At 67.6% G+C, this 22,506-nt stretch carries 20 protein-coding genes and 2 riboswitches; of the genes, 18 read left to right on the forward strand and 2 right to left on the reverse strand.

Annotation, left to right across the window (positions count from 1 at the left end; all coding sequences use genetic code 11):
- Window positions 1–25: 25 nt before the first annotated feature.
- Genes HAP40_RS14135 through cobJ form a run of 7 tightly spaced genes read left to right on the forward strand, consistent with a single transcriptional unit; the run spans window position 26 to window position 7,933 of the window.
- The gene (locus HAP40_RS14135; RefSeq protein ID WP_008554367.1) at window positions 26–400 is read left to right on the forward strand and encodes a DUF1636 family protein; all 375 of its coding nucleotides are present in this window, start codon (window positions 26–28) and stop codon (window positions 398–400) included.
- Window positions 397–1,431, forward strand: a complete 1,035-nt coding sequence (cobW, locus tag HAP40_RS14140; RefSeq protein WP_166817220.1) for a cobalamin biosynthesis protein CobW — start codon at window positions 397–399, stop codon at window positions 1,429–1,431. Before HAP40_RS14135 ends, cobW begins: the two co-directional genes overlap by 4 nt.
- Window positions 1,431–4,679, forward strand: a complete 3,249-nt coding sequence (gene cobN / locus HAP40_RS14145; protein WP_166817219.1) for a cobaltochelatase subunit CobN — start codon at window positions 1,431–1,433, stop codon at window positions 4,677–4,679. Before cobW ends, cobN begins: the two co-directional genes overlap by 1 nt.
- Complete coding sequence (gene cobG, locus HAP40_RS14150) at window positions 4,676–5,839, forward strand: precorrin-3B synthase (RefSeq protein WP_166817218.1); 1,164 nt, start codon at window positions 4,676–4,678, stop codon at window positions 5,837–5,839. Before cobN ends, cobG begins: the two co-directional genes overlap by 4 nt.
- On the forward strand, window positions 5,839–6,468 hold the full coding sequence (locus HAP40_RS14155) for a precorrin-8X methylmutase (protein WP_166817217.1): 630 nt from the start codon (window positions 5,839–5,841) through the stop codon (window positions 6,466–6,468). Before cobG ends, HAP40_RS14155 begins: the two co-directional genes overlap by 1 nt.
- A 2-nt stretch (window positions 6,469–6,470) precedes the next feature.
- Window positions 6,471–7,202 carry a precorrin-2 C(20)-methyltransferase gene (locus HAP40_RS14160; RefSeq protein ID WP_166817216.1) on the forward strand — a complete coding sequence of 244 codons (732 nt, stop codon included), beginning with the start codon at window positions 6,471–6,473 and terminating at the stop codon, window positions 7,200–7,202.
- Entirely contained in the window at window positions 7,199–7,933 is a 735-nt protein-coding gene (cobJ, locus tag HAP40_RS14165; RefSeq protein ID WP_166817215.1) for a precorrin-3B C(17)-methyltransferase, read from the forward strand. Before HAP40_RS14160 ends, cobJ begins: the two co-directional genes overlap by 4 nt.
- Here cobJ and HAP40_RS14170 read toward each other — a convergent pair.
- On the reverse strand, window positions 7,909–8,655 hold the full coding sequence (locus tag HAP40_RS14170; protein ID WP_166817214.1) for a cobalt-precorrin-6A reductase: 747 nt from the start codon (window positions 8,653–8,655) through the stop codon (window positions 7,909–7,911). The two genes, cobJ and HAP40_RS14170, sit on opposite strands and share 25 nt — an antisense overlap.
- On the opposite strand from HAP40_RS14170, the gene cbiE reads away from it, so the two are divergent.
- The 8 genes from cbiE (at window position 8,654) to cobT (ending at window position 15,849) form a co-directional block, all read left to right on the forward strand.
- On the forward strand, window positions 8,654–9,835 hold the full coding sequence (cbiE, locus tag HAP40_RS14175) for a precorrin-6y C5,15-methyltransferase (decarboxylating) subunit CbiE (protein WP_166817213.1): 1,182 nt from the start codon (window positions 8,654–8,656) through the stop codon (window positions 9,833–9,835). The genes HAP40_RS14170 and cbiE overlap by 2 nt on opposite strands.
- The gene (locus HAP40_RS14180) at window positions 9,832–10,200 is read left to right on the forward strand and encodes a cobalamin biosynthesis protein (RefSeq protein ID WP_166817212.1); all 369 of its coding nucleotides are present in this window, start codon (window positions 9,832–9,834) and stop codon (window positions 10,198–10,200) included. The genes cbiE and HAP40_RS14180 overlap by 4 nt, the downstream gene beginning before the upstream one ends.
- Window positions 10,197–10,979, forward strand: coding sequence for a precorrin-4 C(11)-methyltransferase (cobM, locus tag HAP40_RS14185; RefSeq protein ID WP_166817211.1), 783 nt, complete (start codon window positions 10,197–10,199; stop codon window positions 10,977–10,979). The genes HAP40_RS14180 and cobM overlap by 4 nt, the downstream gene beginning before the upstream one ends.
- Complete coding sequence (locus tag HAP40_RS14190) at window positions 10,979–12,289, forward strand: cobyrinate a,c-diamide synthase (RefSeq protein WP_166817210.1); 1,311 nt, start codon at window positions 10,979–10,981, stop codon at window positions 12,287–12,289. The genes cobM and HAP40_RS14190 overlap by 1 nt, the downstream gene beginning before the upstream one ends.
- Complete coding sequence (gene cobA / locus HAP40_RS14195) at window positions 12,286–13,017, forward strand: uroporphyrinogen-III C-methyltransferase (RefSeq protein WP_166817209.1); 732 nt, start codon at window positions 12,286–12,288, stop codon at window positions 13,015–13,017. Before HAP40_RS14190 ends, cobA begins: the two co-directional genes overlap by 4 nt.
- A 39-nt stretch (window positions 13,018–13,056) precedes the next feature.
- Window positions 13,057–13,276, forward strand: a riboswitch (cobalamin riboswitch).
- A 37-nt stretch (window positions 13,277–13,313) separates the two neighbouring features.
- The gene (locus HAP40_RS14200; protein WP_166817208.1) at window positions 13,314–13,991 is read left to right on the forward strand and encodes an energy-coupling factor ABC transporter permease; all 678 of its coding nucleotides are present in this window, start codon (window positions 13,314–13,316) and stop codon (window positions 13,989–13,991) included.
- A gap of 45 nt (window positions 13,992–14,036) precedes the next feature.
- A complete protein-coding gene (gene cobF / locus HAP40_RS14205; protein WP_166819510.1) occupies window positions 14,037–14,786 on the forward strand; it encodes a precorrin-6A synthase (deacetylating) in 750 nt (249 codons plus the stop codon).
- A gap of 10 nt (window positions 14,787–14,796) precedes the next feature.
- Window positions 14,797–15,849 (forward strand): nicotinate-nucleotide--dimethylbenzimidazole phosphoribosyltransferase, encoded by a 1,053-nt coding sequence (gene cobT, locus HAP40_RS14210; protein ID WP_166817207.1) that lies wholly within the window; start codon window positions 14,797–14,799, stop codon window positions 15,847–15,849.
- Here cobT and HAP40_RS14215 read toward each other — a convergent pair.
- Window positions 15,842–16,414: a histidine phosphatase family protein gene (locus HAP40_RS14215; RefSeq protein ID WP_166817206.1), complete on the reverse strand. Its 573-nt coding sequence runs from the start codon at window positions 16,412–16,414 to the stop codon at window positions 15,842–15,844. The two genes, cobT and HAP40_RS14215, sit on opposite strands and share 8 nt — an antisense overlap.
- Before the next feature lie 72 nt (window positions 16,415–16,486).
- A riboswitch (cobalamin riboswitch) is annotated at window positions 16,487–16,688 on the forward strand.
- 113 nt (window positions 16,689–16,801) lie between these two features.
- On the opposite strand from HAP40_RS14215, the gene HAP40_RS14220 reads away from it, so the two are divergent.
- The 3 genes from HAP40_RS14220 (at window position 16,802) to HAP40_RS14230 (ending at window position 22,209) form a co-directional block, all read left to right on the forward strand.
- On the forward strand, window positions 16,802–19,159 hold the full coding sequence (locus HAP40_RS14220) for a TonB-dependent receptor (RefSeq protein WP_166817205.1): 2,358 nt from the start codon (window positions 16,802–16,804) through the stop codon (window positions 19,157–19,159).
- 12 nt (window positions 19,160–19,171) lie between these two features.
- Window positions 19,172–20,605 carry a PepSY domain-containing protein gene (locus HAP40_RS14225; protein ID WP_166817204.1) on the forward strand — a complete coding sequence of 478 codons (1,434 nt, stop codon included), beginning with the start codon at window positions 19,172–19,174 and terminating at the stop codon, window positions 20,603–20,605.
- A gap of 170 nt (window positions 20,606–20,775) precedes the next feature.
- Window positions 20,776–22,209 (forward strand): NAD-dependent succinate-semialdehyde dehydrogenase, encoded by a 1,434-nt coding sequence (locus HAP40_RS14230; protein ID WP_166817203.1) that lies wholly within the window; start codon window positions 20,776–20,778, stop codon window positions 22,207–22,209.
- Window positions 22,210–22,506: the final 297 nt, after the last annotated feature.

The raw sequence follows: 22,506 nt of genomic DNA on the forward strand, positions 1-22,506 counted from the left end.
CCCGCTGTTTATTCTGGAAGGGGCGATGACGGTCACACTTCACGTCTGCATTACCTGCCGCGCCGGCCAGACGCTTGGCGAGGGCGAGACGACGCCCGGCAAGCGCTTGCATGGTGCGATCCTCGACGCCGGCGTGCCCGACGGCGTCCAAGTGGTTCCCGTCGAATGTCTGTCGGCCTGCAGCCAGGGCTGTTCGGTCGCGCTCAGCGCGCCCGGCCGCTGGTCCTATGTCTACGGCCGCCTGTCGGATGCGAATGCGCATGATGTCGTCGCGGGCGCGGCGGCCTACGCGGCCGCACCCGATGGCCTCGTGCCCTGGCGCAGCCGCCCGGAAATCTTCCGCAAGCAATCGCTTGCCCGCATTCCCCCCATTGCCGTCGTGCCGGAGGCCGCCGAATGAACTCGCTCGCAAAAGTCCCCGTCACGGTGGTCACCGGTTTCCTCGGCTCCGGCAAGACGACGCTGATCCAGCATCTGCTCGCCAATCCGGGCGGCAAGAAGCTCGCCGTGCTCGTCAACGAGTTCGGCAGCGAGGGGGTCGATGGCGAGATCCTGAAGTCCTGCGCCGACGCCAATTGTCCGGAGGAGAACATCGTCGAGCTCGCCAATGGCTGCATCTGCTGCACGGTCGCCGACGATTTCATTCCGACCATGGAGCAGCTCCTGGCGCGCCCGGTGCGGCCCGATCATATCCTGATCGAGACCTCGGGCCTGGCGTTGCCAAAACCGCTCCTGAAGGCGTTCGACTGGCCAGAGATCCGTTCGCGCATCACCGTCGACGGCGTGATCGCGCTGGCCGATGCCGAAGCCGTCGCGGCCGGCCGCTTCGCGCCCGATCCCGCCGCGGTGGAAGCGCAGCGCGCGGCGGACGAGAACCTCGATCACGAGACGCCTCTGTCCGAAGTGTTCGAGGACCAGATCGCCTGCGCCGACATCGTGCTGCTGACCAAGGCCGATCTTGCGGGCACGGCGGGAATCGAAGCGGCCAAGGCCGCGATCACCGCCGAGATGCCGCGCCGAGTGCCGATGCTGCCCGTCACTGACGGTGCGGTCGATGCGCGCGTCATCCTCGGTCTCGGTGCTGCCGCGGAGAACGATCTCGCGGCGCGTCCCTCCCATCATGACGGCGAGGAGGAGCACGAGCACGACGATTTCGCCTCGGTCGTGATCGACCTGCCCGAAGTGGCCGACATCGACGCGCTGGTCGCATCGGTCCAGAAGCTGGCGCGCGAGCAGAACGTGCTGCGGGCCAAGGGCTATATTGCCGTCGCAGGCAAGCCGATGCGCCTGTTGCTGCAGGCGGTCGGCGAGCGTGTGCGCCATCAGTTCGACAAGCCCTGGGGCGCAGGTGTCAGGCAGTCGAAGCTCGTCGTGATCGGCGAGCACGGCGATATCGACGAGGGCGCGATCAAAGCGGGACTCGGTGTCTGATGCACGTCGTCTTCCGCGAGAGCCGCGGTCTCGAGGAGACCGCGACGCCAAGAGACATCGGCCAGGACCCGGCCGATCTCGTGGTGCTCTCGTATTCGGATTCCGACCTTGCCGCGTTCGCGGCCGGCTGGCGGCGCGGCCGGCGCGGCCTGCCGTCGCTGCGGCTCGCCAACCTCGCAGAGCTCCGTCATCCGCTCTCGGTCGACACCTATATCGAGCGCACGCTGTCGCAGGCGCGCGGCATTCTGGTGCGGCTGATCGGCGGTGAGTCCTACTGGGCGTACGGGCTCGCGGCCCTGCAGCAACTTGCGAAGGATCGCAACATCGTGCTGGCCGTGTTGCCGGCGGACGGCCGCGATGACACGCGGCTCGATGCGTATTCGACCTTGCCGGTCTCGACACTGCGCCGGCTCAAGGTGCTCTGCGACACCGGCGGTCCGGTCGCCGCGCAGGCGGCGATTGCGCAGCTCGCGCTGGCCTCGGGTCTCTATGCGGGGCCGGTCGTCGGTGAAATGATCGTGCCCGAGATGGGATTTTATGATCCGGCGCGCAGTGTCATTGCTGCGCCGGTGGGCGGCGAGGGGAAACCGCGCGCGCTGGTGACGTTCTATCGTTCCTATCTCACCGCTGCCGACACCGGCCCGATCGATGCCCTGATCGCCGCGCTGCTCGAGAAGGGATTTGACGCCTATGGCGTGTTCGTCACCTCGCTGAAGGCTCCGGGCGTTGCCGATTGGCTGCGCGCGCATCTTGCGCAAAATCCTGCGGCGGCGATCGTCAACGCGACCGCGTTCTCGGGCCTGGGCGATGACGGCACGACGCCGTTCGATGCCGCGTCCTGTCCGGTGTTCCAGGTCGCGCTCTCGACGGCGCGGCGCGAGGATTGGGCGGAGTCGCTGCGCGGCCTGTCGCCCGGTGATCTCGCGATGCATGTGGTGCTGCCCGAGGTCGATGGCCGCCTGTTCGCGGGCGTTGTGAGCTTCAAATCCGCTGCGGAGCGCGATCCCGAGCTGCAGTTCTCGCATCTGGCGCACAGGCCCGATGAGGAGCGCGTGAGCGCCGTTGCCGCGCGCGTGGCGGCCTGGCGCCGTCTTGCGGAGACGCCGGCCAGCGAAAAGCGACTGGCGCTCGTGCTCCCGAATTATCCGGGCCGGCCGCACCAGATCGCGCATGCGGTGGGGCTCGATGCGCTGGCGTCGGTAGAAGCCTTGGCGTCCGATCTCGCGGAGGCCGGCTTCGATGTTGCGCCGGTCGATGCGCTCGGCGAAGCGCTGCTGAAGCAGTGTTTGACCTGGAGCGTGGCCGATTATCGCGCAGCGCTTTCGCGCCTGCCGCAATCCCTGCAGGACGATCTCGCGCAGGCCTGGGGCGCGCCGGAGAATGATCCGAGCTGCCGCGACGGCGCGTTCCACTTCGCCGCTGTCGCGTGCGGCAAGTCGATCGTCGCGGTCCAGCCCGAGCGCGGCGATACGTCCGCGCGCGATACCGACTATCACGATCTCGCGCGCACGCCGCGCCACTCCTATGTCGCGTTCTATCTGTGGCTCCGAGAGCAAGGCAGCGATGCCGTCGTGCACATGGGGGCGCATGGCACGCTGGAATGGCTGCCCGGCAAATCCGTGGCGCTGTCGTCGGGCTGCTGGCCGGAGGCCCTGATCGGCGATCTCCCCGTCATCTATCCCTTCATCGTTAACGATCCCGGCGAGGCCGCGCAGGCCAAACGGCGTATCTCGGCCGTCACTATCGGCCACCTGCCGCCGCCGCTTGCGGCGTCCGTCGTGCCGGAGGGGTTGCGCCGGCTCGAACGCCTGCTCGACGAATATTCGACCGCCGACGGACTTGATCCCGCGCGCCGCCAGCGCTTGATCGCAGCGATCCGCGACGAGGCGCGTGCGGCAGGCCTCGAAAATGATCTTGGCCTCGATGCATCGGCAGCGCCCGCCGAAGCGATCCCGCGAATCGACCGTTTCGTCTGCGATCTCAAGGAGAGCCAGTTCGGCGATGGCCTGCACGTGTTCGGCCGCGGCGCCTGCGGCGAAGCGGAGCGCGATGCGCTGCACGCCGCGCTCGCAGGCCGGCGCATTGCGCCGGGGCCGTCGGGCTCGCCCTATCGCGGGCGGCAGGACGTGCTGCCGACCGGCCGCAATCTCTTTGCCGTCGATCCGCGCGCGGTGCCGACGCCATCGGCGCATGCGCAGGGCATCAGGCTCGCCGAAGAGCTGCTCCGCCGGCACTTGCAGGATCATGGCGATTGGCCCAAGGGCCTCGTCGTCGACCTCTGGGGCTCGGCAACGATGCGCACCGCGGGCGAGGAGTTCGCGATGGCGCTGCATCTGGCCGGCCTTGCGCCGCGCTGGGATCACGCCGCCGGGCGCGTCACCGGCTACGACATCATCGCGCCGGCCGAGCTCGGCCGCCCCCGCATCGACGTCACGCTGCGCGTTTCCGGCCTGTTCCGCGACGTATTTTCCGGCCTGGCGCAATTGTTTGAAGCCGCCGCCGAGGCGCTCGCGAGCCGCGAGGACGAGGGCGACGAAAACCCCTATCGTCACCGTGCTTCCCGCGTGTTCGCGCCGCGGCCCGGACAATACGGCGTCGGCCTGTCGGCAATCCCCGATGCCTTCACACCCGAGACGCGTGATGCCGCCGGCGAAGCCTGGCTGTCGGCATCGTCCTGGGCATTCCAGGCGGATGGCGCGTTGCAGCCGGATCGCGCCGGCATCGAACAGCGGCTCGCATCCGCTGACGCGTTCGTCCATGTACAGGACCTGCCGGAAACGGATCTCTTGCTCGCCGCCGACTATGCCGCGCATGAAGCCGGTATTGCGGCCGCAGCGGCGCATCTCGGTGCGGCAGGGCCGGCGCTCTATCACCTCGACACGACACGCCCCGACCAGCCGCACGCGCGCACATTGACCGAGGAAATCTCGCGCGTGGTCCGGGCCCGTGCAGCCAACCCGGCCTGGATCGCCGGCATGCTGCGCCACGGTTTTCGCGGGGCGGCCGAGATCACCGCAACGCTCGAGCACATGGCCGCCTTCGCGCATCTGGCCGACGCCGTGCCGCCGCATCTGTTCGATCTCTACTACGATGCGACGCTCGGCAATGACGATGTCCGCGCCTTCATGGCGCGCGAAAACCCGGCGGCGCTTGCTGCGATGGAGACATGCTTCACCCGCCTGCATGAGGCCTCGCTCTGGCGAACGCGCCGCAATTCGATCGCGGCTGCGCTGCGGGAGGCATCATGAGCGCGTCGGTGGTCAAGGGCTGGTGTCCCGGCGCGCTGCGGCCGATGCAATCGGGCGACGGGCTCGTGGTCCGCGTGCGCCCGTTCGGTGGGCGGCTCGAGGCAGCGCAGATCGCCGGCCTTGCGGAACTCGCCGATCGGCACGGCAATGGCCTGATCGACGTCACGAGCCGCGCCAATCTCCAGATCAGGGGTGTCAGCGATCAGAGCCACCGGCCGCTGCTCGACGGCCTCGCGCGGCTGACATTACTCGATCCTGACCCGGAGACGGAAACGCGCCGCAACATCCTGGTGACGCCGTTCTGGAGCCCCGGCGACGAGACGCAGGCGCTCGCGGCCGAGCTCGAGGAGGCGCTTGCCAATAGCGCGCTCGCACTTCCGACAAAATTCGGCTTTGCCATTGATGACGGCAGGTCGCGCGTGCTGGCCGGCGATTCCGCCGACGTGCGCATCGAGCGCGATCGCAGTGGCCGGCTCCTGGTGCGCGCCGACGGTGCGAGGCTCGGCCGTTCCGTCGGGCGTGGCGGCGCCGTGCCGACTGCGCTCGCGCTCGCAAACTGGTTCATCACGTCCGGCGGCATCACGGGTGGGCGAGGGCGCATGGCGGCGCACATCGCTTCCGGTGCGGCATTGCCCGGAACCTTGCGCGGAGAGACCGAGCCGGCCCCTGTGATGGCCGCGCTGCGGCCTGGACATTATCCGCAAGGCGCGATGGTCGGGGTCGCGTTCGGTCAGATGCTGCACTCGACCCTGCATCAATTCGCCGGTTGCGGACACGCCCTGCGCATGACGCCGTGGCGGATGGTTCTCAGCGAAGGCAAGCGTGCGATGCCGAACGGGGCGGGTCTCATCACTGAGCCTCATGATCCCGCGCTGCGCGTCATTGCCTGTAGCGGCGCGCCGCGCTGCCGCGAAGCCCATGCCGACACGCGCGCGCTTGCCGCCGCGCTCGCCCCGCGCATCGCGCCCGACACGCGACTTCACGTCTCCGGCTGCGCCAAGGGCTGCGCGCATTCCGGCACCGCCGCGGTGACGCTGGTTGCGACCGGCGCCGGCTTCGATCTCGTCCGCGGCGGCTCGACGCGCGACGAGCCTGCCTTGCGCGGCCTGAACGGCGCCGACATCGTCAGCGATCCCTCCATCCTGGTCGGAGGACACTGATGCCGCATATTTACGAGACCGACGGCGCGGCGATCTACCGGCAATCCTTCGCGACCATCCGCGCCGAGGCGGATCTTGCCCGCTTTTCGCCCGAGGAGGAACAGGTGGTGGTGCGGATGATCCACGCCGCCGGCATGGTCGGCCTCGAGGCGCATATCCGCTTCACGCCGGGCATGGCGGCCGCTGCACGCGCGGCCTTGCAGAAGGGGGCGCCGATCCTGTGCGACGCGCGCATGGTTTCGGAGGGAATTACGCGCGCGAGATTGCCCGCGGCCAACGCCGTGATCTGCACGCTCGGTGACGCCGCCGTTCCCGCCCTCGCGCAGTCCATGCGCAACACGCGTTCGGCCGCCGCGCTGGAGCTCTGGAGGCCGCATCTGGGTGGCGCGATCGTCGCGATCGGCAACGCGCCGACCGCGCTGTTTCACCTGCTGAACATGCTGGAGGACCGCGACTGTCCGCGGCCGGCAGCGATCATCGGCTGCCCCGTCGGCTTCGTTGGAGCTGCCGAATCCAAGGCCGCGCTGATGGCCGATCCGCCGGTGCCGGCGCTGACGGTCGAGGGCCGCCTCGGCGGCTCCGCGATCACGGTTGCTGCCGTAAATGCATTGGCGAGCCGGAGCGAATAGAGATGGGGCGCATCATCTGCTGCGGTCTCGGCCCCGGCGATCCTGATCTGATGAGCGTGCGTGCCGACCGCACGGTGCGCGGGGCGCAGCATGTCGCCTATTTCCGCAAGAAGGGCAGGCCGGGTCAGGCGCGTCGCATCGTCGAGGGCATGCTGGCTGCCGGTGTCACCGAATATCCGATGGAATATCCTGTCACCACCGAGCTTGCCTTCGACAGCCCCGAATACGTCCAGTTGCTCGCCGGCTTCTACGACGAATGGGCCGAGCGCCTGGCACGGCTTTCGCGCGCGGTCGACGTCGTCGTGCTGTGCGAGGGCGATCCCTATTTCTACGGCTCCTTCATGCATCTGCACGCGCGTCTGCAGGGCCGCGTCGAGATCGAGGTGATCGCGGGCATTCCCGGCATGGTCGGCTGCTGGAACGGCGTCGGACAGCCGATCGCGCTCGGCGACGACGTCACGACGGTGTTGATGGGCACGCTTCCCGAAGACGAGCTCGAGCGGCGCATGCGCGATTCCGATGCGCTCGTCGTCATGAAGACCGGCCGCAATCTCGCGAAGGTGCGCCGCGCGCTCGCATCCGCCGGGCGGCTGGACGATGCCTGGCTGGTCGAGCGCGGCACCATGCCGGGCGAGCGTGTCGCGCGGCTCGCGGAGATCGATGCCGACGACTGTCCTTATTTTGCGATCGTGCTCGTGCACGGCAAGGGCCGGCATCTGGACGCGGCCGAATGACGGGCACGCTGACCATCGCGGGCCTCGGGCCTGGCAGCGACGCGCTGGTGACGCCGGAAGTCTCCGCCGCGCTCGCAGCTGCCACCGATATTCTGGGCTATGCGCCCTATGTCGCGCGCGTGCCGCCGCGAGCCGGGCTCACCTTGCATCCGTCGGACAATCGCGAAGAGCTGCAGCGCGCGAGCCAAGCCCTGCAGCTCGCGGCCGAAGGCGGCCAGGTCGTCGTTGTCTCCTCCGGCGATCCCGGCGTGTTCGCGATGGCCTCAGCCGTGTTCGAGGCGCTCGAACAGGCGCCGCAATATCGGGAGCTGCCGATCCGCGTGCTGCCGGGCATCACGGCGATGCTGGCGGCGGCTGCCCGCGCCGGCGCGCCGCTCGGCCATGATTTCTGCGCGATCAACCTCTCCGACAATCTCAAGCCCTGGGCGGTGATCGAGAAGCGCCTGCGGCTTGCGGCGGAGGCTGATTTTGCCATCGCGATGTACAATCCGCGCTCGGCGAGCCGGCCGGAAGGGTTTGGCCGCGCGCTTGCGACGCTTCGCGACGCCGGCTGCGGCGAGCGGCTCGTGATCTTCGCGCGCGCGATCAGCGCGCCGGATGAGAAGATCCAGGCCGTCACGCTGAACGAAGCGACGCCCGAAATGGCCGACATGCGCACGCTTGTCATCGTCGGCAATTCGCAGACGCGCCGCGTCGGCCGCTGGGTCTATGCGCCGAGGCGGGCAGAATGACCAAGCCACTGCATGATCTCGGCCACGCTCTCGACCCGCAAACGTTCCGGCAATTGCGGTCGCGAGATCATGATCACGGGCAGGCCGAGCATGCGGGCCGCCTCGAGCTTGGCGCGCGCGCCGTCGCCGCCGGAATTGCGGGCGACGATCCACGCGATGCCGCGCGTGCGCATCATCTCAAGCTCGCCGTCGAGGGTGAAGGGGCCGCGCGACACGATCACGTCGGCCGCGAAGGGCAGGGGCGATTCGGGCGGGTCGACGAAGCGCAGCGTGTAGATGTGCTGCGGCTTCATCGCGAATGGCGCGATGTGCTGGCGGCCGATGGCGAGGAAGACTCTTGCCGGCGCCTCGGGCAGCGCGGCGACGGCGGCATTGACGTCGACGGCCTCGATCCAGTCGTCGCCGGGCGTTTTGGTCCAGGGCGCGCGCTCCAGTGCAATCAAAGGCGTGCGGTTGTCCGCACACGCCGCGGCGGCGTTGCGGCTCATCTCGGCGGCGAAGGGATGCGTCGCATCGATCACATGCGTGATGCCTTCGCGGCGGATGTAATCGGCAAGCCCGCTCACACCGCCGAATCCGCCGATGCGGGTCGGCAATGGCTGATCGGCCGGCGCGCGGGTGCGACCGCCATAGGAATACACGGCCTCGATGCCGGCACGCGCGATCTCCGCGGCGAGCAGGCTCGCATCGGCGGTTCCGCCCAGAATGAGGGCGCGAATCATGACTGATCCCTGGCTGACCATCATCGGTATCGGCGAAGATGGCCTTGCCGGCCTCTCCGAGGCAAGCCGAAAGGCGCTTGCCAGGGCAGAAACGGTCTTCGGCGGTAAGCGCCATCTTGCGCTCGCGGAAGTCGGCAGCCGCGGCCGTCCATGGCCGTTACCGTTCGACGCCGACGTCGTGCTGAGCTGCCGTGGGAGGCCTACGGCGGTGCTCGCTTCCGGTGATCCGTTCTGGCATGGCGCCGGAGCGGGCCTTGCTGAGAGGCTGAGTGCCGGCGAGTGGATTGCGTATCCCGCGCCGTCGACCTTCTCGCTCGCTGCCGCGCGGCTGGGCTGGCGTCTCGAAGCCGTCATTTGTCTCGGCCTGCACGCCGCACCATTCGAACGTCTCGTTCCGCATCTTGCGCATGGGGCGCGGATCATTTGCCTCCTGCGTGATGGCAAGGCGGCCAATGATCTTGCGAGATGGTTGACGGATCGCGGATGGGGCGCTTCTGCATTCTGGGCTCTCGCCGCGCTCGGCGGGCCGCGCGAAAATGTCCGGGAGCATTGCGCAAAGGACTTTGCCGGTGATCTCGCCGGAAATCTGGTCGCAGTCGCCGTGGAGGCGAGGGGCGCACCGGGCATTTCCCGCAGCTCGGGACTGCCGGACGATCTCTTCGTCCATGACGGCCAGATCACCAAGCGGCCGGTGCGCGCGCTCGCGCTATCGGCGCTGGCGCCGCGTGCCGGCGAGCGGCTGTGGGACGTCGGCGCCGGCTCGGGCTCGATCTCGGTGGAGTGGGCGTTGTGTGGGGGGACGGCGATTGCGATCGAGGTTCGCGAGGATCGCGTTGCCCATATTCGCGGCAATGCGGCAGCGTTCGGATTGGCGCATCGGATCAGTATCGTCACGGGACGGGCGCCCGACGCACTGGATTCACTGGACGCGCCGGACGCCGTCTTCATCGGCGGTGGTCTCGATAGCGCGATGTTCGATGCGATCTGGTCCCGACTGCCTCCGGGGGCGCGGCTGGTTGCACACTCCGTCACGCTGGAGACCGAAGCGCTGCTCGGCGAGCTGCACCGGCGCCACGGCGGCGAGCTGATGCGGATCGAGGTCGCGCATGCAGCCCCACTCGGTCGCTACCGTTCCTGGGAGGCGGCAAGACCTGTCGTGCAGTGGAGTGCGGTCCGATGAAGGTCGCCGGATTCGGATTCAAGCAGGATGTGACGCTGGCCGCGCTGCGCGAGGTGTTGCTGGCGGCCGGCGGACCGGAAGGCCTCGCTGCGATCGCAACGGTCGGCGACAAGGCTGACGCACAAGTGCTCAAGCAGCTCGCGCTCGAATGCGGCGTGCCGATCAAGGCTGTTCCTGCCGATACGCTTGCGAGCATCGATACGCCGACGCAGTCAAAACGCGTTGCGGAAAGGTTCGGCGCCGGATCGGTCGCCGAAGCCGCGGCGCTCGCAGCGGCCGGCCCGCGCGCGCGACTGATCGCAACGCGGGTGGTCTCGCAGGATCGCACCGCGACCGCCGCGATCGCCGAAGGAGACGGCGCATGACGGTGCATTTCATCGGCGCCGGGCCAGGCGCTGCCGACCTCCTGACATTGCGCGGACGCGACCTGATCGCGGCCTCTCCGGTCTGCCTCTATGCCGGGTCGCTGGTGCCGGAGGGGGTGCTGGCGCATTGCCCGCCCGGCGCGCGCATCGTCAACACCGCGCCATTGTCGCTCGAGGCGATCATCGCGGAGATCGCCGCCGCGCATGCGGTAGGCAAGGATGTGGCTCGCTTGCATTCCGGCGATCTCTCGATCTGGTCGGCGATGGGCGAGCAGCTCCGCCGCCTGCGTGCGCTCGGCATTCCCTATACGGTCACGCCGGGCGTTCCGTCTTTCTCCGCCGCTGCAGCGGCACTGGAGACTGAGCTGACGCTGCCCGGCCTTGCGCAGACGGTGGTGCTGACGCGCACGCCGGGCCGCGCCAGTGCGATGCCCGAAGGCGAGAAGCTCGCCGCCTTCGCCGCCACTGGTGCGGTGCTCGCGATCCATCTGTCCATCCATCTGATCGAAAACGTCGTTGCCGAGCTGACGCCGCATTACGGTGCGGACTGTCCGGTCGCGGTCGTCTGGCGCGCGAGCTGGCCGGAGCAGCGTATCGTCCGCGCGACGCTCGGGACCCTCGATGCGGCGGTGGGCGGCGAAATGGAGCGCACCGCGCTGATCCTGGTCGGCAAGACGCTGGGCGCTGCGGATTTCGACGAGAGCCGCCTCTATGCCGCCGACTATGACCGCCGCTATCGGCCGGTCGGCGCCGCGCCGCGATTTCCGGAGGCGACGTGATGGCGGCCGGCCTCGTCATCTCCGCGCCGGCCTCCGGCGTCGGCAAGACCACGCTGACGCTGGCGCTCGCCCGCGCCTGGCGCAATCGCGGCCTGAACGTGCAGTGCTTCAAGAGCGGCCCCGACTATATCGATCCCGCCTTTCACGCCGCCGCCACGGGACGCGCCTCCGTCAACATCGATAGCTGGGCGATGGATCGCGGCACCGTCGCGCATCTCGTCAGCCGCGGTGTGGACGCCGATGTCGTGCTTGCCGAGGGCTCGATGGGCCTGTTCGACGGTGTCGCTGCGCGCGGCGTCTCCGGCACCGGCGCCACCGCTGATATTTCGGAGATGCTGGGCTGGCCGGTGGTGCTGGTGATCGATCCTTCTGGACAGGCGCAGACCGCGGCGGCGATCGCCGCAGGCCTTCGTGACTATCGCAAGGGCGTGCACCTTGCCGGCGTCGTGCTCAACCGCGTCGCCAGCCCGCGTCACGAAGCTCTCGTGCGACGTGCGCTCAACGACGCGGGCATTGCCGTGTTCGGCGCGCTGCCGCGCCACGCCGAGATCAGTCTGCCGAAGCGACATCTTGGCCTCGTGCAGGCCGAGGAGCAGGCGGAAATCGGCAAGTTGATCGACGAGGCCGCGCGCTTCGTCGCCGAGCATGTCGATCTCGAGGCGGTGCTACGATCGGCAGCGAACTGGACGCCAGAGCCTGCGGCGAACGGCCTGAACGTGACGCCGCCCGGTCAGCGCATCGCGCTGGCCCGCGATGCGGCGTTCTCTTTCGTCTATCCGCATATGCTGGAAGGCTGGCGCGCGGCCGGTGCCGAGATCGTGCCGTTCTCGCCGCTGGCCGATGAAGTGCCCGACGCAAGCGCCGATGTCTGTTGGCTGCCCGGCGGCTATCCCGAGCTTCATGCCGGCAGGATCGCGGCCAACGCACGCTTTCGCAGCGGCTTGCAGGCCTTTGCCGAGACCAGGCCCGTGCATGGCGAATGTGGGGGCTATATGGTGCTGGGTGCCGCTCTGACCGACGGCGATGGTATCAGCCATGAGATGGCGGGGCTGCTTGGTCTTGAGACCAGCTTTGCCAAGCGCCGCATGCATCTGGGCTATCGACTTGCCGAACTGGCTGCGCCGATGCCGGGGCATCACATCGGCGCGCGCCTGCGCGGCCACGAGTTCCACTACTCGACCATCCTCACCCAGCCCGACACGCCGCTGGCGGTCGTGCACGACGCAACCGGCGCGGTCATCGCCGAGACCGGCTCGCGGCGGGGACAGGCCACCGGCACATTCTTCCATCTGATTGCGGAGGACCGGTGAGCGGTTTTGTCTCCTTCATCTCCGCCGGCCCCGGCGATCCCGAGCTCCTGACGGTGAAGGGCGCCGCGCGGCTGCGCCAGGCCGACGTCGTGCTTTATGACGATCTTGCCTCCGGCGCGATCCTCGACCTCGCCCGGCCCGGTGCCAATCTCGTCGCAGTGGGGAAACGGGCCGGGCGGCCCTCGACCAAGCAGCACCACGTCAACCGACTTTTGGTCGACTATGCCGCGACAGGCTCGCGCGTGGTGCGCCTCAAGTCCGGCGATGCCGGCATTTTCGGCCGGCTCGAGGAGGAGCTTGAGACGCTGCGCGATGCCGGCATCGGCTACGAGATCATTCCGGGCGTCACATCCGCCTGCGTCGCCGCCGCTCAGGCCGGCATTCCCCTGACCCGGCGGCACACCTCGCGGCGGGTGCAGTTCGTGACCGGGGCCGACGTCACCGGTGAGCTGCCGCCAAACCTGAATTGGGCGGCGTTGGCGGATCCGGAGGCGACCACGGTGGTCTATATGGGCCGGCGCACTTTTCCGGCGCTTGCCGCAAGATTGATCGAGCATGGTCTCGCTGCGGATACGCCGGCGCTGTTCGCGGAATCCCTTGGCCGTCCCGACGAGCGACTGGTCCGCACCACCATTGCCGAGCTCGCCGAGCAGCTTGCGCGCGGCGGCGCCGCTTCCACGGCCGCCGTCATCCTGTTCGGGGCGCTGGCGGGGGATTATCGCTCATGATCGCCGCGCTTCGCCCCTTGACGCAAGCTCTGCGAAAGGGGCACACAGGAGAGGCATGGTGCTCGACGCGGCGCAAAGCGCCGGAGCATAATTGGGAATGGGGATGGGCGGACCCAGTTGCGGCGCCCAAAACCCCAGCCGCCCCCGCGACTGTAAGCGGTGAGGGGCTCCGATCAGCCACTGGGCCGCAAGGCACGGGAAGGCCGGAGAACCCCAGTGAACCGCGAGCCAGGAGACCGGCCGTGCACGTTTTTGGGCCAAGGCCGTCGGGTGTGACAGCAGGAAGGATCTGAGCCATGCATATCGAGCCAGGAGTGGTGACGGGCGCCAAGCTCGTGTTGAGTTACGCAACCGGCATCGCGGCAGGCGGCGTTGCCTTGAAGCTCGCAGTCGAGACCGTGCGCGAGCAGGGCGTCGGCTCGTTCGCCGCGCGCACGCTGGCCACCACGGCCCTCGTGTTCGTTTTCTTCGAGATCCTGCCGCACTTCCCGGTCGGGGTGTCGGAGGTGCATTTCATCCTCGGCTCGACGCTGTTCCTGCTGTTCGGCGCTGCGCCTGCCGCCTTCGGCCTCGCATTCGGCCTGCTGCTTCAAGGCCTGCTGTTCGAGCCGGTGGACCTGCCGCAATACGGCATGAACGTGACCACGCTGCTGGTGCCGCTGTTCGCCATTCAGGCCATCGCCACGCGCATCATCGGTCGCAACACCGCCTACGTCGATCTGAAGTACGGTCAGGCGCTGGCGCTTTCGACGACCTATCAGGCGGGCGTGATCGCCTGGGTCGCGTTCTGGGCGCTCTATGGCTCGGGCTTTGCGATGAGCAACCTCGCCAACATCGCAACCTTCGCGGCCTCCTATGCGCTGGTCATCGTGATCGAGCCGCTGGCCGATCTCGCCGTGCTGGCGCTGGCAAAGTCGCTGCGCGGTGTCACCGCGCCTGGCCTCGTCACTCCGCGCCTGCACAACGCGGCGTAAGAGATCAGCGAAGGGCGGCCGGTGCGGCCGCCCTTCGCGCTCGCGATGCTCACGCTCTCCCTGATAGGCATCGGTTGCGGCGATCCCGCGCAGCTCACGCGCGCCGCGATCGCTGCCATCAACGCCGCCGATCTCGTCCTGATCCCGCGCAAGGGGACGGCGAAATCCGATCTTGCGGATCTGCGGCGGACCATCTGCGCGGAGGTGCTCACCAGCGCGCGTGCGCGCATCGCCGAGTTCGATCTTCCCGTGCGCGACGCAGCCGAGGCGGATTACCGCAAGGGCGTGGACGATTGGCACGATGCCGTGGCCGCGACCTGGTCGCAGACGATCGCAAATCATCTCGAAGGCGACGGCAGGGTTGCGCTGCTGATCTGGGGCGATCCTTCGCTCTATGATTCCTCGCTGCGCATTGCGCGGCGGCTCGATCCACCACCGGCAATCGAGGTCGTGCCCGGCATCACCTCGATCCAGGCGCTGTGTGCGGCGCATGCGCTGCCGCTCAACGACATCGGCGAGCCGTTCCTGGTCACGACAGGCCGTCGCCTGCGCGAAGGCGGCTGGCCGCAAGGCGTCGACACCGTGGTGGTCATGCTCGACGGCGGCGCGGCGTTCCAGTCGCTCGATCCGGCCGGCCTCCACATCTGGTGGGGCGCTTACCTCGGCATGCAGGATCAGGTTATCATGTCTGGTCCGCTCGCCGAAGTCGGCCCGCGCATCGTCGCCCTGCGGCAAGAGGCGCGCGAGCGGCATGGCTGGATCATGGACAGCTACATTCTCAAGCGCCTGATGTAAGCGAGGCAGCATGCTCCCCGAATGGGTCTACAAAAAGTGCGCCGAGATCTCTGCCGTCCATCGCGAGGCGGCGATTGCGCGGCAGGCGCAACTGACGAAGCCGACCGGTGCGCTCGGACGGCTGGAGCAACTCGCGATCGAACTGGCCGGCCTTCAGGCGACCGGGCAGCCACGTGCCGCGCGCGTGCCGATCATCGTCTTCGCCGGCGATCATGGCATCGTCGCGCAGGGCGTGTCGGCCTATCCGCAAGAAGTGACCATCGCGATGATGGCGAATTTTGCCGCCGGCGGCGCCGCGATTTCGGTGCTGGCGCGCGAGCTCGGCTCCAGCCTGGAGGTGATCGACGCCGGCACGCTCGCGCAAGGAAAGATGGCGGGCGTCGTTACCGACAAGCCGCGCTCTGGCACGCGCGATTTCAGCGTCGAAGCCGCGCTCATACCTGCCGAGTTGGCATCCGCCTTCGAAACCGGTCGGCGTGCGGTCGCGCGCGCGGAGGTCCATCAGCCCGATCTTCTTGTCTTCGGAGAGATGGGCATCGGCAACACCACGGCGGCGGCGGCGATTGCAGCAAGCCTGCTCGGCATCAACGCCGAGGAGATCGCGGGCAGCGGTACCGGTGTCGATGCGGCCGGCCGCACGCACAAGGCGCGCGTGATCGACGCTGCGATCGCGCGCCATGGCATTGCGGGAGCGGCGCCGGAGCAGATCCTGTGTGCCGTCGGCGGTTTGGAGATCGCGGCGATCTGCGGCGCGATCATCGCGGCTGCGCAAGCGCGCATTCCCGTATTGATCGACGGCTTCATCGTGTCGGTCGCAGCGCTGGCGGCGGTGCGGATCAACCCGTCGTGCCGGCCATTCCTGCTGCCGTCGCACCAGTCGGCGGAGCAGGGACATCGGCTGGTGCTCCGCGCGCTCAACGTGCAGCCGCTGATCAGCCTCGATCTCAGGCTCGGCGAGGGATCGGGCGCGGCGGTCGCGCTCCCCCTCGTGAGGCTCGCCTGCAGCCTTCACAACGGCATGGCAACCTTTGCGCAGGCCAATGTGCCTGACAGGCCTAGCTGATCCGTTGATTGACCGACACGACACGCCAGCCGCTGGCGAGCCGGTCGATCCGGGTCAGCGACAGCGGATCGATCACGAAGCGCAGCGCTGCTTCGGGTGTGAGATCGAGCGCGATGCAGAGCACCGCGCGGATCGTGCCGGAATGCACGACGAGCGTTGCTGGTCCAGCTCCGACCCGTGCGAGCCCCAGCCGGGCGCGCACGACCTGATCCTCAAAGCTCTCGCCGCCCGGCGGCCGCCCGTGCGCCGGATCGCTCCAGAACCGCGCGTAGGCCTCGTCGCCTTCCGCGGCGATGTCGTCATGCCGGCGGCCGGTCCATTCGCCAAAATCCTGCTCGCTGAATTCGGGCATCAGCTCGGGTGCAAGTCCCAGCGCTCGCGCGGTCTCGACCGTGCGCCGCGACGGGCTGGCGTAGCTCGCGGCGCCTTTCGGGAGGTGCTGCCGCAGCGCCTGCAATGGCCTGGGATCGCCGAGATCGGCCGGCGCGTCGGCCGCATGGATCGTCCCTTTGATGCCGTCGACCGGCGCATGCCGTATCAGCCAGAGGAAGGTCTCGCCTTCCATGCTCGCCTCCAAGGAAGTTGGCCACTGTGGCCATCGCGCCGCAACTAGCACATTGACTCTATCTCGACGGTAATCCTAGATGCTCGCGACGGTTTTCCCGAGAGGGAATGAAAAGGGAATGCGGTGCGGGGACATTGTCCCCAATGCCGCGGCTGCCCCCGCAACTGTAAGCGGTGAATCCTTCGTCGGAAGCCACTGGGTCCTCGGTCCCGGGAAGGCGACGAAGCGGTCACGACCCGCGAGCCAGGAGACCTGCCGTCAGCCGTGGTCACACGCGAAGTGTCGGTCGGGGAGTACAGACATTCGGCTTCATCGGACGGCTTAAAAGCCCAGGATGAGACCTCGTTCGCTGTGACGTGCCACTGACGTCATACCGAGGCCTAAACCGTGCCTTCCATCCCGGGTGTACGACCACGCAAATTCCTGCTCGCGTCTGCGGCGCTTACGTCGCTGGCCGCCGCCGATGTTCCTGCCGCGCTGGCGCAGCAGGCCCGCGAACCCGTGCCGCCCGTCGAGGTGTCGCCCGCTCAATCCCGCAAGCAGGCGAGGCCAGTCAGCCGGGAGGCGCAGAGCACACGCCGTGCGGCTGCACGCAGGCCGGCGGCCGCATCCGCAGTGCCCAAGCCTGTCTTTCCAACCGATGCAGCGCAAACGCCGCTCAACACCAATGTGATCGCCGAAAGCGCCTCGCGCCTCGGCTTGACGGTGCAGGAGACGCCCGCGACCGTCGAGGTGATCTCGGCCCGGACCATGCGCGAGCAGGGCTATCGCACCGTGTCCGAGGTGGCGCAGGGCGCGGTCGGCGTCACCTCCGGCGACAATCCGGCCGAGCCCGCGGCCTTCTCCATGCGCGGCTTCACCAACAGCCAGATCAACACGCTCTACAACGGCATCAAGATCGGCCCGCAGAACATGACCTCGCGGATCACGGATACCGCGAATCTGGAAGCCGTGGAGTTCGTGAAAGGCCCGGCTTCGGTGATGTCGGGCGAAGGCGCCGCCGGCGGCGCGATCAACCTCGTCACCAAACAGCCGTACACCGGTCCGATCCGGAACGAGGCGGATTTCTCCTGGGATTCGCTGAACTCGTTCCGCGCGCATTATGGTTCGGGCGGCAGTACCAATGTGCAGGGCTTGGACTATCGCTTCGACATCAGCCGCGCCTCACTCAATGGTTTTGCCGACGACACCAACACCAAGACGTTCGACGTCTCCGGGCAGCTCAACTATCGCGTCTCCGACAGCCTCAAGATCTGGGGCGCGATCGAGTATCGGGAGGACCGCTCCAAGGCCTATTGGGGTGCGCCGCTGGTGCCGATCGCCTACAGCGGCGCGCACGCGACGAGCGGCATTGTCTCCGGCAACTACGTCTCCAACTACAACGGAACCAATCTCGGTGCCGTCACCATCGACGACCGCACCTTCAACACCAATTACAACGTGCTCGACAATCGCAACGTGGCACAGGAGGTCTGGCTGCGCGGCGGCTTCGAGCTGAAGCTGGCGCCGGACCTCACGCTGAAGAGCCAGGCCTATGGCTATGGCGCGGAACGCTCGTGGTTCAACAACGAGATCGAGGCGTTCAATTCCACCACGAACCTGGTCGATCGCGAGCGCTTCTATGTCGCGCACAGCCAGCGTCTGGTCGGCAACATCACCGACCTGATCTGGGACAGCAATATTGCAGGCTTCGACAACCGGCTAGTGACGACGCTGTCGTCGAGCTATCTCGATTTCGTCAGGCCCGGCGCGGCAAACTTTCCCGGCGATTCCGTTTCGCTGGTCGATCCCAACCGCGGGTTTTACGGCCTGCTCACGACGCAGCAGCAGACCGCGCGCATCGACAACGAAGCGCTGTCGTTCGAGGACCGGCTGAGGCTGACACGCAGCTTCGCGCTGGTCGGCGGCCTGCGCGTCGAGCATATCGGCCTCGACCGCAATTCGACCGACGTCAACGGGCTGGTGAAGGCGGGCTTCCCGTTCACGAATGACTGGGCCCCGGTGACGGGTCGGATCGGCTACACCTGGGATGCCATTCCCGGGCTGACCTTCTACAGCCAGTACGCCACCGGCGCCGACGTCGCGGCGAACAACATCTTCCTGCTGGGGCCGACCCAGCCGCTCGACCTGACCACCGCGCGCACCTATGAGACCGGTGTCAAACATCTGTTCTGGGACAACCGGGCGGAGTGGTCGTTCGCGGCCTATGACATCCTGCGCAAGAACGTCTACGCCGCGGCCGGCGGCATGCAGCTCAACATCGCCGGGCGGCAGGAATCGAAGGGCGTGGAGCTTGCGGCGGCCATCCGCCCGATCGAGCCGTTGCGGCTGTGGGGCAACATCGCCTATGTCGACGCGCGCTATGCCGACTATAATTTCGTGGGCGGCTCGTTCTCCGGCAACACGCCGCCGAACGTGCCGCGCATCGTCGCGAACGCCGGCGCGTCCTGGCGCTTCTTCACGCCCTGGCCGGTGGAGCTCGGCATCACCGGCCGTCACGTCGGCGATCGTTACAACACCGACGCCAACGTCGTGACGATGAAGGCCTACACGGTGGCCGACGTCTATGCCTTCGTCGACATCCCCAGAACGGTGTTCAACGCGGTCGACAAGGCCCGCCTGACGTTCCGCGTCCGCAACATCACCGACAAGCGCTACGCGATCTGGGGCGATCCGTTCTATCCCGATCAGATCCTCCTGGGCGCGCCGCGCACCTACGAACTCTCGGCGGCGTTCAAATGGTGAGGCCTTGAGCGCATGCTGAGCGCGATCGTCCTGTTGCACCGCTGGCTCGGGATCGCGTTCTGCCTGCTGTTTGCGATGTGGTTCGCGACCGGGATCGTGATGCACTTCGTTCCGTTTCCGTCGCTGACGGCAGCGGAGCGATTTGCCGGACTCGTGCCGCTGGATCGCGGCGAAACCAGGATTTCGATCGCAGACGCCGTGGCGGCGAGCGGGATCGCGGATGCTACGCGCGTTCGGCTGATCCAGCGGAGCGATGGCGCTGTCTACATCGTGTCGGGCCTGTCCGGCTCGCGCGCGGTCCGTGCTTCCGACGGGCAGGATGCGGCCGTGATGTCCGCCGATGTCGCACTCGCCATCGCAGAAGGTCATGCCCGTCAGCGCGGGCTCGATGTGGCACGGGCTGCGATCGTCGCGAGATCGAACTACGACCAATGGAGCGTGCCGAACGGTTTCGATCGTCATCGTCCGTTGTTTCGCGCTGCTCTCGGCGATGCCGCTGCAACGGAGATCTATGTCTCGTCGCCGACCGGCGAGATCGTGCTTGATACGACGCGTAGCGAACGCGCGTGGAATTGGGCCGGCAGCGTGCTGCACTGGATCTATCCGACGGTTTTGCGACGCAACTGGGCGCTGTGGGACCGGGTGGTCTGGACGCTGTCGCTGCTGGCGCTGATCGCAGCATTGCTCGGTGCGGTGCTCGGAATCGTGCGGATCCAGCCGCGCGCAGGCCGGATCTCTTCGCCATACCGGGGCTGGCATGCGCTGCATCATCTTATAGGCCTTGCGGCGGCGGTCTTCCTGCTGAGCTGGATTTTCAGCGGCTGGCTCTCGATGGATCACGGCCGACTGTTCTCGCGCGGGCAATTAACCCCGACGGAGGCCGGCGTGATGAACGCCGCGCCGGATTGGAGAGAGGCCGCATCGCTCGATCGGCAGCCAATATCTCCCTCGGCTCGCGAGGCCGAATGGTTGGCCTTCAACGGTAACATCTATCGGCGCGATCGGATCGGCCTGCACGGTCAGACATTGATCAGCGCGGGAGGTGCGCCTCGCGACGGAGGGGCGGCATTCCTGGATGTGCACGAGATCGGGGCGTTGACGGCGCGCCTCGCCGCTGGCTGCACCGCACCGTCGCTGCTCGCCGGCAACGATGACTATCCGGCGCGATCCGTGATCCCGGGTGCACCGGTCTACCGCTCCGCCTGTGGCGACCTCTGGTTCGATGTCGACGGCGCCGATGGCAGCGTGCTGCAAAGACTGGACCCGTCGCGGCGCGCTTATCGTTGGCTCTACGGTGCGCTGCACACGCTTGATTTTCCGATTTTTCTGGCCCATCCGCGGCTGCGTGATGTCGTGATCGTCGGCCTCTGTGCGCTCGGGCTGGTGTTCTCCGTCACCGGCATCGTCATCGGTTGGCGGCGCTTGCGATCCTCGCTGGCAGCCTGAAATGAGCCGCAATTTGCGGCTCGATCCGGTACCGGGTCAGCAGACCAGCAATGCCTTGTGGCGGCATCATTGATCCTTTTCGCCGGCGGCCTTTCGGTGTAGCTCTGCGCTCGCCCGAAACGGCGGCACCGACCCGTCGAAGCCCGAAAATCATGCAGGAGACAGCAAGGATGTACCCGAAAGTTCAGATGTTCATTGCCGGCGAGTGGACCGACGGCACGTCCGGCAAGTCGGAGGACATCCTCAATCCCGCCACCGGCCAGCCGATCGGCAAGACCCCGCACGCCTCGAAGGCCGATCTCGACCGCGCGCTGGTGGCCGCCAAATCCGGCTTCGAGGTCTGGCGCAAGATGTCGCCGTTCGACCGCTACAAGCTGATGCGCAAGGCCGCCGACATCATCCGCTCGCGCGCCGCCGAGATCGCGCCGGTGATGACGATGGAGCAGGGCAAGCCGGTGGTGGAAGCGCAAGGCGAGACCATGCTGGCCGGTGACCTCATCGACTGGTTCTCCGAGGAAGCCCGCCGCGCCTATGGCCGCATCGTGCCGCCGCGGATGGGCAATGTCTCCCAGCTCGTGACCAAGGAGCCGGTCGGCCCGGTCGCGGCCTTCACGCCGTGGAATTTCCCGATCAACCAGGCCGTGCGCAAGATCTCGGCCGCGCTCGCTGCGGGCTGCTCGATCATCGTCAAGGGCCCGGAAGAAACGCCGGCGAGCTGCATGGAGCTGGTGCGCGCCTATGCGGACGCCGGCATTCCCCCGGGCGTCGTCCAGCTCGTGTTCGGCGTGCCGTCGGAAGTGTCCGAATATCTCATCCCGCATCCGATCATCCGCAAGATCAGCTTCACCGGCTCGACCGCGGTCGGCAAGCACCTGGCCGCGCTCGCCGGCCTGCACATGAAGCGCGTCACCATGGAGCTCGGCGGCCACGCGCCGGCGATCGTGTTCGCGGATGCCGATCTCGACAACGCCGCAAAAATCCTGTCGGCCAACAAGTTCCGCAACGCCGGCCAGGTCTGCGTCTCGCCGACGCGCTTCCTGGTGCATGAAAGCGTCTACCAGCCCTTCGTCGACAAGTTCGTCGCTGCCGCCAAGAGCCTGAAGGTCGGCAATGGCCTCGACAAGGACACCCGCATGGGTCCGCTGGCGAACCCGCGCCGTGTCGACGCCATGGAGGGCTTCGTCTCCGACGCGGTCCAGCGCGGCGCCAAGGTGCAGGCCGGCGGCAAGCGGATCGGCAATGAAGGCTTCTTCTTCGAGCCGACCGTGCTGACCGACGTGCCGCGCGATGCGCGCATCATGAACGAGGAGCCGTTCGGACCTCTTGCGCCCATCACCTCGTTCCGCAGCTATGACGAGGTGGTGGCGGAAGCGAACCGCCTGCCTTACGGCCTTGCGGCCTATGCCTACACGACCTCGACCAAGACGATGCAGGCGATCGGCGCCGACGTCGAGAGCGGCATGGTCTCGATCAACCATCACGGCCTCGCGCTGCCGGAAGTGCCGTTCGGCGGCATCAAGGATTCCGGTTACGGTTCCGAAGGCGGCCTCGAGGCGATCGAGGGGTATCTCAACACGAAGTTCGTCACGCAGGCGAGCGCGTAACGCGCAAGAAGAGTGCAGGGCGGGTTAGCCTTGCGACTGTGCGCAGCGCAGTCTGCAAAGGCTAACCCTCCCTGCGACGCTGCCGGTGGCCGTGATCGTGGCCCCGCCAGTCCCTTCGCAGGTGCCGGAAGGGCATCCGTCGTCCCTCCGTGATGAGGGTCCGAAGGAAGCGAAACTCCCGCAATACAAGCCGCGAGAGCGATGTGCCGTGTTTGATCACGGCAACGTCTCCCAGGATGCGCGACGTCCCAGCCAAATCCCGCTGGCGAAGGCGGAATTAGTGGCATACCATTTGCA

This window comes from Bradyrhizobium sp. 1(2017) (genome assembly GCF_011602485.2).
Taxonomy (GTDB): Bacteria; Pseudomonadota; Alphaproteobacteria; order Rhizobiales; family Xanthobacteraceae; genus Bradyrhizobium.

Excerpts from the sequence above, each read along its gene's own strand:
- cobM (WP_166817211.1), top strand. The coding sequence starts at position 10,197 with ATGACGGTGCATTTCATCGGCGCCGGGCCAGGCGCTGCCGACCTCCTG.
- cobF (WP_166819510.1), top strand. The coding sequence starts at position 14,037 with ATGCTCACGCTCTCCCTGATAGGCATCGGTTGCGGCGATCCCGCGCAG.
- HAP40_RS14180 (WP_166817212.1), top strand. The coding sequence starts at position 9,832 with ATGAAGGTCGCCGGATTCGGATTCAAGCAGGATGTGACGCTGGCCGCG.
- HAP40_RS14225 (WP_166817204.1), top strand. The coding sequence starts at position 19,172 with ATGCTGAGCGCGATCGTCCTGTTGCACCGCTGGCTCGGGATCGCGTTC.
- HAP40_RS14160 (WP_166817216.1), top strand. The coding sequence starts at position 6,471 with ATGGGGCGCATCATCTGCTGCGGTCTCGGCCCCGGCGATCCTGATCTG.
- HAP40_RS14135 (WP_008554367.1), top strand. The coding sequence starts at position 26 with ATGACGGTCACACTTCACGTCTGCATTACCTGCCGCGCCGGCCAGACG.
- cobW (WP_166817220.1), top strand. The coding sequence starts at position 397 with ATGAACTCGCTCGCAAAAGTCCCCGTCACGGTGGTCACCGGTTTCCTC.
- HAP40_RS14230 (WP_166817203.1), top strand. The coding sequence starts at position 20,776 with ATGTACCCGAAAGTTCAGATGTTCATTGCCGGCGAGTGGACCGACGGC.
- cobN (WP_166817219.1), top strand. The coding sequence starts at position 1,431 with ATGCACGTCGTCTTCCGCGAGAGCCGCGGTCTCGAGGAGACCGCGACG.
- HAP40_RS14200 (WP_166817208.1), top strand. The coding sequence starts at position 13,314 with ATGCATATCGAGCCAGGAGTGGTGACGGGCGCCAAGCTCGTGTTGAGT.
- HAP40_RS14170 (WP_166817214.1), bottom strand. The coding sequence starts at position 8,655 with ATGATTCGCGCCCTCATTCTGGGCGGAACCGCCGATGCGAGCCTGCTC.
- cobJ (WP_166817215.1), top strand. The coding sequence starts at position 7,199 with ATGACGGGCACGCTGACCATCGCGGGCCTCGGGCCTGGCAGCGACGCG.
- cobT (WP_166817207.1), top strand. The coding sequence starts at position 14,797 with ATGCTCCCCGAATGGGTCTACAAAAAGTGCGCCGAGATCTCTGCCGTC.
- cbiE (WP_166817213.1), top strand. The coding sequence starts at position 8,654 with ATGACTGATCCCTGGCTGACCATCATCGGTATCGGCGAAGATGGCCTT.
- HAP40_RS14155 (WP_166817217.1), top strand. The coding sequence starts at position 5,839 with ATGCCGCATATTTACGAGACCGACGGCGCGGCGATCTACCGGCAATCC.
- HAP40_RS14215 (WP_166817206.1), bottom strand. The coding sequence starts at position 16,414 with ATGGAAGGCGAGACCTTCCTCTGGCTGATACGGCATGCGCCGGTCGAC.
- HAP40_RS14190 (WP_166817210.1), top strand. The coding sequence starts at position 10,979 with ATGGCGGCCGGCCTCGTCATCTCCGCGCCGGCCTCCGGCGTCGGCAAG.
- cobG (WP_166817218.1), top strand. The coding sequence starts at position 4,676 with ATGAGCGCGTCGGTGGTCAAGGGCTGGTGTCCCGGCGCGCTGCGGCCG.